Source organism: Streptomyces sp. NPDC056948 (genome assembly GCF_042674225.1).
Lineage (GTDB): Bacteria > Actinomycetota > Actinomycetes > Streptomycetales > Streptomycetaceae > Streptomyces > Streptomyces purpurascens.
In genome coordinates this window covers 1-6,942 of the sequence record NZ_JBHUQX010000460.1, presented here as the reverse complement: position 1 = coordinate 6,942, position 6,942 = coordinate 1, and the positions used below count along the sequence as shown (strand labels likewise).

At 72.2% G+C, this 6,942-nt stretch carries 6 protein-coding genes; 2 read left to right on the top strand and 4 right to left on the bottom strand.

What is annotated here, in order from left to right:
• Positions 1-31 precede the first annotated feature (31 nt).
• From pstS to ACFTZL_RS38215, 4 genes are all read right to left on the bottom strand, one after another.
• Positions 32-1,156 carry a phosphate ABC transporter substrate-binding protein PstS gene (gene pstS, locus ACFTZL_RS38230; protein ID WP_382593036.1) on the bottom strand — a complete coding sequence of 375 codons (1,125 nt, stop codon included), beginning with the start codon at positions 1,154-1,156 and terminating at the stop codon, positions 32-34.
• Positions 1,157-1,334: 178 nt separating this feature from the next.
• The gene (locus ACFTZL_RS38225; protein ID WP_382593033.1) at positions 1,335-1,799 is read right to left on the bottom strand and encodes an NUDIX hydrolase; all 465 of its coding nucleotides are present in this window, start codon (positions 1,797-1,799) and stop codon (positions 1,335-1,337) included.
• Between the two features lie 28 nt (positions 1,800-1,827).
• Positions 1,828-2,913, bottom strand: coding sequence for a CHAD domain-containing protein (locus ACFTZL_RS38220; protein ID WP_382593030.1), 1,086 nt, complete (start codon positions 2,911-2,913; stop codon positions 1,828-1,830).
• On the bottom strand, positions 2,894-5,260 hold the full coding sequence (locus tag ACFTZL_RS38215; protein ID WP_382593027.1) for an RNA degradosome polyphosphate kinase: 2,367 nt from the start codon (positions 5,258-5,260) through the stop codon (positions 2,894-2,896). The genes ACFTZL_RS38220 and ACFTZL_RS38215 overlap by 20 nt, the downstream gene beginning before the upstream one ends.
• Before the next feature lie 379 nt (positions 5,261-5,639).
• On the opposite strand from ACFTZL_RS38215, the gene ACFTZL_RS38210 reads away from it, so the two are divergent.
• Positions 5,640-6,191, top strand: coding sequence for an RNA polymerase sigma factor (locus tag ACFTZL_RS38210; RefSeq protein WP_382593024.1), 552 nt, complete (start codon positions 5,640-5,642; stop codon positions 6,189-6,191).
• Positions 6,188-6,942, top strand: a 755-nt coding sequence (locus ACFTZL_RS38205; protein WP_382593021.1) for a zf-HC2 domain-containing protein, incomplete at its 3' end; no start/stop codon positions are given. The genes ACFTZL_RS38210 and ACFTZL_RS38205, both read left to right, overlap by 4 nt.

Here is a 6,942-nt window from a genome sequence, read left to right as displayed (position 1 = left end):
GTCCCGGGGAGGGGACCGGGCCGCACTCGGATCAGCTCAGGCCATCAACGGTGGTGCGGACCTGCGAGATGATGTCGGCGGGGATCGGCGCGTAGTCGGCCTCGGTGAGGATCTTCTGGCCTTCCTCGGAGGCGATGTAGCGCAGGAACGCCTTGGTGGCGGGCAGCGTCTCGGCCTTGTTGCCCTTGTCGCAGACGATCTCGTAGGTGACGAGGACCATCGGGTAGGCGCCCTCGGCCTTGGTGCCGTAGTTCAGCTCCAGCGCGAGGTCCTTGCCCGTGCCGACGACCTTGGCCTCGGAGATGGCCTTGGTGGCGTTCTCGACGGTGGCCTTGACCGGCTGGGCGGCGCCCGTGTCGAGGTCGACGGTCTTCAGGCCGTCCTTGGCGTACGACAGCTCGAAGTAGCCGATGGCGCCGTTGGTCTGCTTCACCTGCTGGGCGACGCCGGAGGAGCCGGAGGCGGACTGGCCGCCCTTGGCCTGCCAGGTCTTGCCGCCGTCGTAGGGCCAGTCCTTCTTGGCGGTGTCGATCAGGTACTTGGTGAAGTTGTCCGTGGTGCCGGAGTCGTCCGAGCGGTGGAACGCCTGGATCTTGAGGTCCGGAAGCTTCGCGTCGGGGTTCAGCTTCTGGATCTGCGGGTCGTTCCAGTTGGTGATCTCGTTGTTGAAGATCTTCGCGAGCGTCGCCGCGTCCAGGACGAGGTTGTCGACGCCGTTGACGTTGTAGCCGACCGCGATCGGGCCGCCGACCATCGGCAGGTTGATGCCCTGGCCGCCGGTGCAGACCTTCTTGGAGGCCGTCACCTCGTCGGGCTTCAGGGCGGAGTCGGAGCCCGCGAAGGCGACCTGGCCCTGGGTGAACGCGGTGACGCCGGCGCCGGAGCCGCCGCCCTTGTAGTTGATCTGCGTGCCCTGGCAGGCAGCCGTGAACTGCTTGACCCAGGCGTCGATCGCGTTCTTCTGCGCGGACGAGCCGTCGGCCAGCAGCTGGCCCGTGGCGTCGTCGCACTTGATGCTGCCCGGCTTGGCGGCCGCGGACGAGCCGCCGCTGCTGGTGCCCGTGTCGTCGGAGCCGCACGCCGTGAGGGCCAGGGCGCCGGAGACGGCGAGAGCACCGAGAGCGAGGGCCCGCCGGTTCATGCGCTGAAGCTTCACTTGAGTTCCTTCCAGGAGCCGCCGTCCTGATTCGGCGGCGTGCGGAGAGTCCGGGTGACGCGCGACGCTGACACGCGGCTGGCGCGGTTCGCGTCGGGTAAGGCTGAAATTAGGCAGATCAGGTGAAGCCGCCTATGGCCATAAATGAACGAGGGGTGAACCCCTGCCGAAGGTGTGGTTAGGTCACGGAACGCTTACGGGGAGAGCACGTGGGGGTTCCGCTTTCCGGAGCGGGTAACGCGAGCAGCGCGTCGACCAAGGGGCGGTCGTGGGGCTGCGTCAGACGGGCGCGGGCGGCGGCGGGTGTCAGCCACAGGACCCGGTCCACCTCGTCCGACGGGGAAAACTCGCAGGATATCGCCTCGGCCGCCCAGTAGCGGACCTGCTTGGGGCGGCCGTTCGCGAGGTAGCGCTGGGTGGGCAGCTCGGTGCCCGGCACGGCCCGGCAGCCCGTCTCCTCCGCCACTTCGCGCAGGGCACCGGCGAGTGCCTCCTCGTCGCGCTTGAGCTTGCCCTTCGGCCAGGACCAGTCGTCGTATTTCGGCCGGTGGACGAGGCAGACCTCCAGCTCGTCCGTGACGGGCGAGCGGCGCCACAGGACGCAGCCGGCCGCCTGAACCGTGGTGTCGTCGGGGGAGCTCACCTGACCGCCTCCTCGGTGGCGTGGCCGGTCATGACGTGCTGACGGTTGCCTTCTGCCAGCACTGCTGGAACGCGAAACGGGCCCCCTCGACCTCGTGGCGCTGGTCGGCGTGGAGCACGCCGAGGGCGTACGCCGTCGCGGGGGCGATGCGGGGGGTGCGGGCCGCCTGGGCCGCCGCTGCCGCCGCCTCCGAGGCGTCGCGGTGGCGGTTCAGGGCCTGGCCGGCGGAGAGCAGACGCAGGTCGACGACGGCGTTGCCGTTGGGCTCGCCGCGCAGGGCCTCGCGGGCGTAGCGGTGCAGGCGCAGAAGCAGCCGGACCTGGTGCCAGGGGGCGTCCTGCGGGTGCGGGACCGTGTCCGGGGACAGGCCGTGGACGAGGGCCGCGGCGTTGTACGGGTTCCCCGCGGTGACGAGGGGCAGGGCGGCCACGGCGTCCGTGAGGCGCCCCTCGGCAGCCGTGGCGAGGGGGCGCAGGTCCGTGGTGCCGGCGCTCTTGGTGAGGGGGACCTCGCTGGCCAGGACCGCGACCTTGTCCGCGATGGCGTGGAAGCGGCTGCTTCCCAGGGCCTGCAAGGCCGTGGAGTGGGCCCGGGTGCGGGCGAGGTTGAGCTGGCGGTCGAGCAGGGCGCCCGCTTTCGCCGCCCCCACGGTGAGATTGCCGCGTTCCGGTGCCGAGGTCGGGTGGGCCGGGCCACCGGCTTTGGCGGGTGCCGCCGCGCCCCCCGTCTGGGCCGGGAACGCCGTGGAGCCCGACAGGCGGTGCAGCGCGCTCAGCAGGCGCTCCAGGCGGGCGGTGTACGCGTGCTCCATGGCCAGGGTTCCCGAGACCCAGGCCAGTTCCGGGCGCATGCCCTCGCACCAGTCCGTGTCCAGGAGCGACTGGAACGTGTGCAGGCTGGCGCTGATACGGCGGGCCGAGCGGCGCAGGGCGCGCGCCGCGTCGGCGGACCCCTCCGAGCCGCCCGCGCCCGACCCCGTCTCGCGGTGCAGGCGCAGCGCTCGGAGGAACTCCGTGGCCTGGGCCCGCAGGTAGCCCGCGAGGGCGTCCCCGGTGGGGGCGGGTCCGACGGGCCTGGACCGGGGATCCGTCGGGTCAAGGTGTCGCTGTGCCACGCCGGCGCCTCCGCGCGTCTATGAGCATCTCCTGGACGTTGCGCAGAGGCTGGCCGTCCGCGTCGGTCGCATGCCGGGTCCAGTCGCCGTCCGGGCCGAGGTGCCAGGAGGCGGTGCCGTCGGACATACCGGTCTCCAGCAGCCGGTTCAGGGCTGCCCGGTGGGCCGGGTCGGTGACCCTGACCAGGGCCTCTATCCGGCGGTCGAGGTTGCGGTGCATCATGTCGGCGCTGCCGATCCACACCTCGGGCTCGCCGCCGTTGCCGAAGCCGAACACCCGGGAGTGCTCCAGGAAGCGGCCGAGGATCGAGCGGACCCGGATGTTCTCCGAGAGGCCCGCCACGCCAGGGCGCAGCGCGCAGATGCCGCGCACCCACACGTCCACCGGCACGCCCGCCTGGGCAGCGCGGTAGCAGGCGTCGATGACGGCCTCGTCGACCATCGAGTTGACCTTGATACGGACGTGCGCGGGCCGTCCCGAGCGGTGGTGCTGTATCTCCTTGGTGATCCGCGCGACCAGGCCGTCGCGCAGCGACTTGGGGGCGACCAGGAGACGGCGGTAGGTCTCGCGGCGGGAGTAGCCGGAGAGACGGTTGAAGAGGTCCGAGAGGTCCGCGCCGACCTGGGGGTCGGCCGTGAGCAGGCCGAGGTCCTCGTAGAGGCGGGCCGTCTTCGGGTGGTAGTTGCCGGTGCCGACGTGGCTGTAGCGGCGGAGCGTCTCGCCCTCCTGGCGGACCACCAGCGACAGCTTGCAGTGGGTCTTCAGGCCGACCAGGCCGTAGACCACGTGGCAGCCGGACTCCTCCAGCTTGCGCGCCCACTTGATGTTGGCGTGCTCGTCGAAGCGGGCCTTGATCTCCACCAGGACCAGGACCTGCTTGCCGGACTCGGCGGCCTCGATGAGGGCGTCGACTATGGGGGAGTCGCCCGAGGTCCGGTACAGGGTCTGCTTGATCGCGAGGACGTCCGGGTCGCCCGCCGCCTGCTCCAGGAAGGCCTGGACGGAGGTGGAGAACGAGTCGTACGGGTGGTGCAGCAGGACGTCCCGCTCCCGGAGCGCGGCGAAGATGTCCGGCGCGGACGCCGACTCGACCTCGGCGAGGTCGCGGTGGGTGCCTGCGACGAACTTGCGGTACTTCAGCTCCGGCCGGTCCAGGGAGGCGATCCGGAACAGGCCCGTGAGGTCCAGCGGGCCCGGCAGCGGGTACACCTCGGCCTCGCTGATCTTCAGCTCGCGCACCAGCAGGTCCAGGACCTCGCGGTCGATGGACTCCTCGACCTCCAGGCGCACCGGCGGCCCGAAGCGGCGCCGCATGAGCTCCTTCTCCAGGGCCTGGAGCAGGTTCTCCGCGTCGTCCTCCTCGACCTCCAGGTCCTCGTTCCTGGTCAGGCGGAAGGCGTGGTGCTCCAGGACCTCCATGCCCGGGAACAGCTCCTCCAGGTGGGCGGCGATGACGTCCTCGATGGGGACGTAGCGGCCCGGGGAGCTCTCCAGGAAGCGGGACAGCAGCGGCGGCACCTTCACACGGGCGAAGTGCTTGTGGCCCGTGACCGGGTTCCGCACGACGACGGCCAGGTTCAGGGACAGGCCGGAGATGTACGGGAAGGGGTGCGCCGGGTCGACCGCCAGCGGGGTCAGCACGGGGAAGATCTGGTGCCGGAACAGGGTGAACAGGCGGGCCTGCTCCTTCTCCTGCAGCTCGTTCCAGCGGACCAGGTGGACGCCCTCCTCCGCGAGGGCGGGGGCGACGTCCTCGTGGTAGCAGGCGGCGTGCCGGGCCATGAGCTCGCGCGAGCGGGCCCAGATCATCTCCAGGACCTCGCGGGGCTGGAGCCCGGAGGCGGAGCGGGTGGCCACGCCGGTGGCGATACGGCGCTTCAGACCGGCCACCCGGACCATGAAGAACTCGTCCAGGTTGCTGGCGAAGATCGCGAGGAAGTTGGCCCGCTCCAGCAGGGGGGTGTTCGGGTCCTCGGCGAGTTCGAGAACGCGCTCGTTGAACGCGAGCCAGCTGCGTTCCCGGTCGAGGAACCGGCCCTGCGGCAGCTGGGGCCCGTCGAACGGCGTCTCCTCGTATGCGTCGAGGTCGGCATCGATGTCGGGTTCGAGGTCGGAGACGGCCGCCGCGATGGTGTGCGGGCGGTGGGCTGCGATGGAGCCCACGGAGGGCTGCGCGTGCTGGACCTGTGCCTGGGTGTTCGGCTGGCTCATGGACCCATTCTTCCGCGCCGCGAGCATTACGGGCGCGTCGGACAGCGCGGGCGGGAGCGGGGACGTCACATGAGTGTTCCCGTTCCCCGCAGGCCCCTCTCGGGGTGGCGAAGGCTCTGGCACGGCGGGATTCATTGGCCGACTGTCGCAAGCTCGTCTGAATCGATGGTTACGGAGACATGACGTGCGGGATAGCGGGGGGCGGCTCGCGGGGGTCCGGAGTTTGCCCACAGGCTGTGGATGGTCCCTGGTGTCCCGGCGTGTCCCGGCGTGCCCGGAGTGTCTCCGAGTGGGGAAGGGGCCAGAAGAGGGACGGCTGGGGCCGGGGACGGGCCGGGGCCGGGGCCGGGCCGGGCCGGGGTTGGGGTGGGGGCTCGGGTTGGGGCTGGAGCTGCGGCTGGGGCTGGGGTCACCGTAGGCCCGTCGGTGCTCGGGGGGCGAGTACGGCCACGGGGCCGGAAAAGTCGTGCGTGGTTTCGTGAACCGTTCGCACCGGGTGGTCCGATGAGGAGATGTGAGCGAAACGAGAAGCGACGGGGAGCTGCTGCGGGCCATCGCCGTGGATGCCGACCGGCGCGCCTTCGAGGAGCTGTACCGGCGGTACGCGCCGTGGCTCCGGGCCCGGTTGCGGGGGCGGTGCGCCGATCCGGGGGTCGTCGACGACGTCGTACAGGAGACGTTCCTCGCGGTGTGGCGGGGCAAGGCCCGCTATCGCGAGGACGAGTGCTCCGCGGACGCGGCCGGGTGGCTGTGGCGCATCGGGTCGCGGCGGCTGGTGGACGCGCTGCGCGGTGACGGGGCACGGGGGCGGCTGCGCCAGGCCCTGGCGCGGCTGCGGCACCGGGACGAGGCGTCGGCGGAGGAACGCGTGCTCGCGGGGGTGGAGCACGGGGACCTGGCCGGCGCCCTCGTCCGGCTGTCGCCGGAGTTGCGGGCGGTGCTGCAGGCGACGGTCGTCGACGGGCTCACCACCCGGGAGGCGGCCGTACTGCTCGGAATTCCGCCGGGGACGGTCAAGACGCGGGCGATGCGGGCCCGCAAGCAGTTGCGGGAGGCGTTGGCATGAGTTGGCACGTGCCGGAAGAGGACCTGCGCGCCTATGCGCGAGGGGAGTTGGCGGCGCCCGCCCTGTGGTCCGCCGATGCGCACCTGGGGGCCTGTGCCCGGTGCCGGGCGGTGCTGGGCGAGGTCAGTGACCCGGTCGCCCTCGACGCGGGGTGGGAGCGGCTGGACGCCGAGCTGGACGCGCCCCGGACGGGGGTGCTGGAGTCCCTGCTCGTGCGGCTCGGGGTGCCCGGGCACACCGCGCGGCTGCTGGCGGCGGCGCCGGTGCTGCGGCGGTCCTGGCTGGGAGCCGTCGCCGCCGTGCTGCTGCTGAGCGTGGTGGCGGGGCACCTCGTGCGGGGCGGGGAGTCCCCCACGCTGTTCCTCGCGCTCGCGCCGCTGCTGCCGCTGGCCGGGGTGGCGTTGTCGTACGGGCCCGCGATGGATCCGACGTACGAGATGGCCGTCGTCGCGCCGATGCACGGGTTCCGGCTGCTGATGATCCGGACGGTGGCCGTGCTGGGCATGGTGCTCGGCCTGAACGGGCTGGCGACCCTCGCGCTGCCCGCGTACGGGCTGCATGCGCTGGCCTGGCTGCTGCCCGCGCTGGCGCTCACCGCGACGGGCCTCGCGCTGACGCCCCGGCTGGGGCCGGTGCTCGCGCCGTCGCTGGTCGGCGGGGCCTGGGTCGGGCTGCTGTTGCTGGCCGATGCGCTGCGAGCGGGCGCGCAGGCGCCGCTCGCGCCGTTCACCGTGGCCGGGCAGGGCGTCGC

Bases quoted from the DNA above. Each gene is read 5' to 3' on its own strand.
- ACFTZL_RS38215 (WP_382593027.1), bottom strand. From the start codon at position 5,260: ATGAATCCCGCCGTGCCAGAGCCTTCGCCACCCCGAGAGGGGCCTGCG.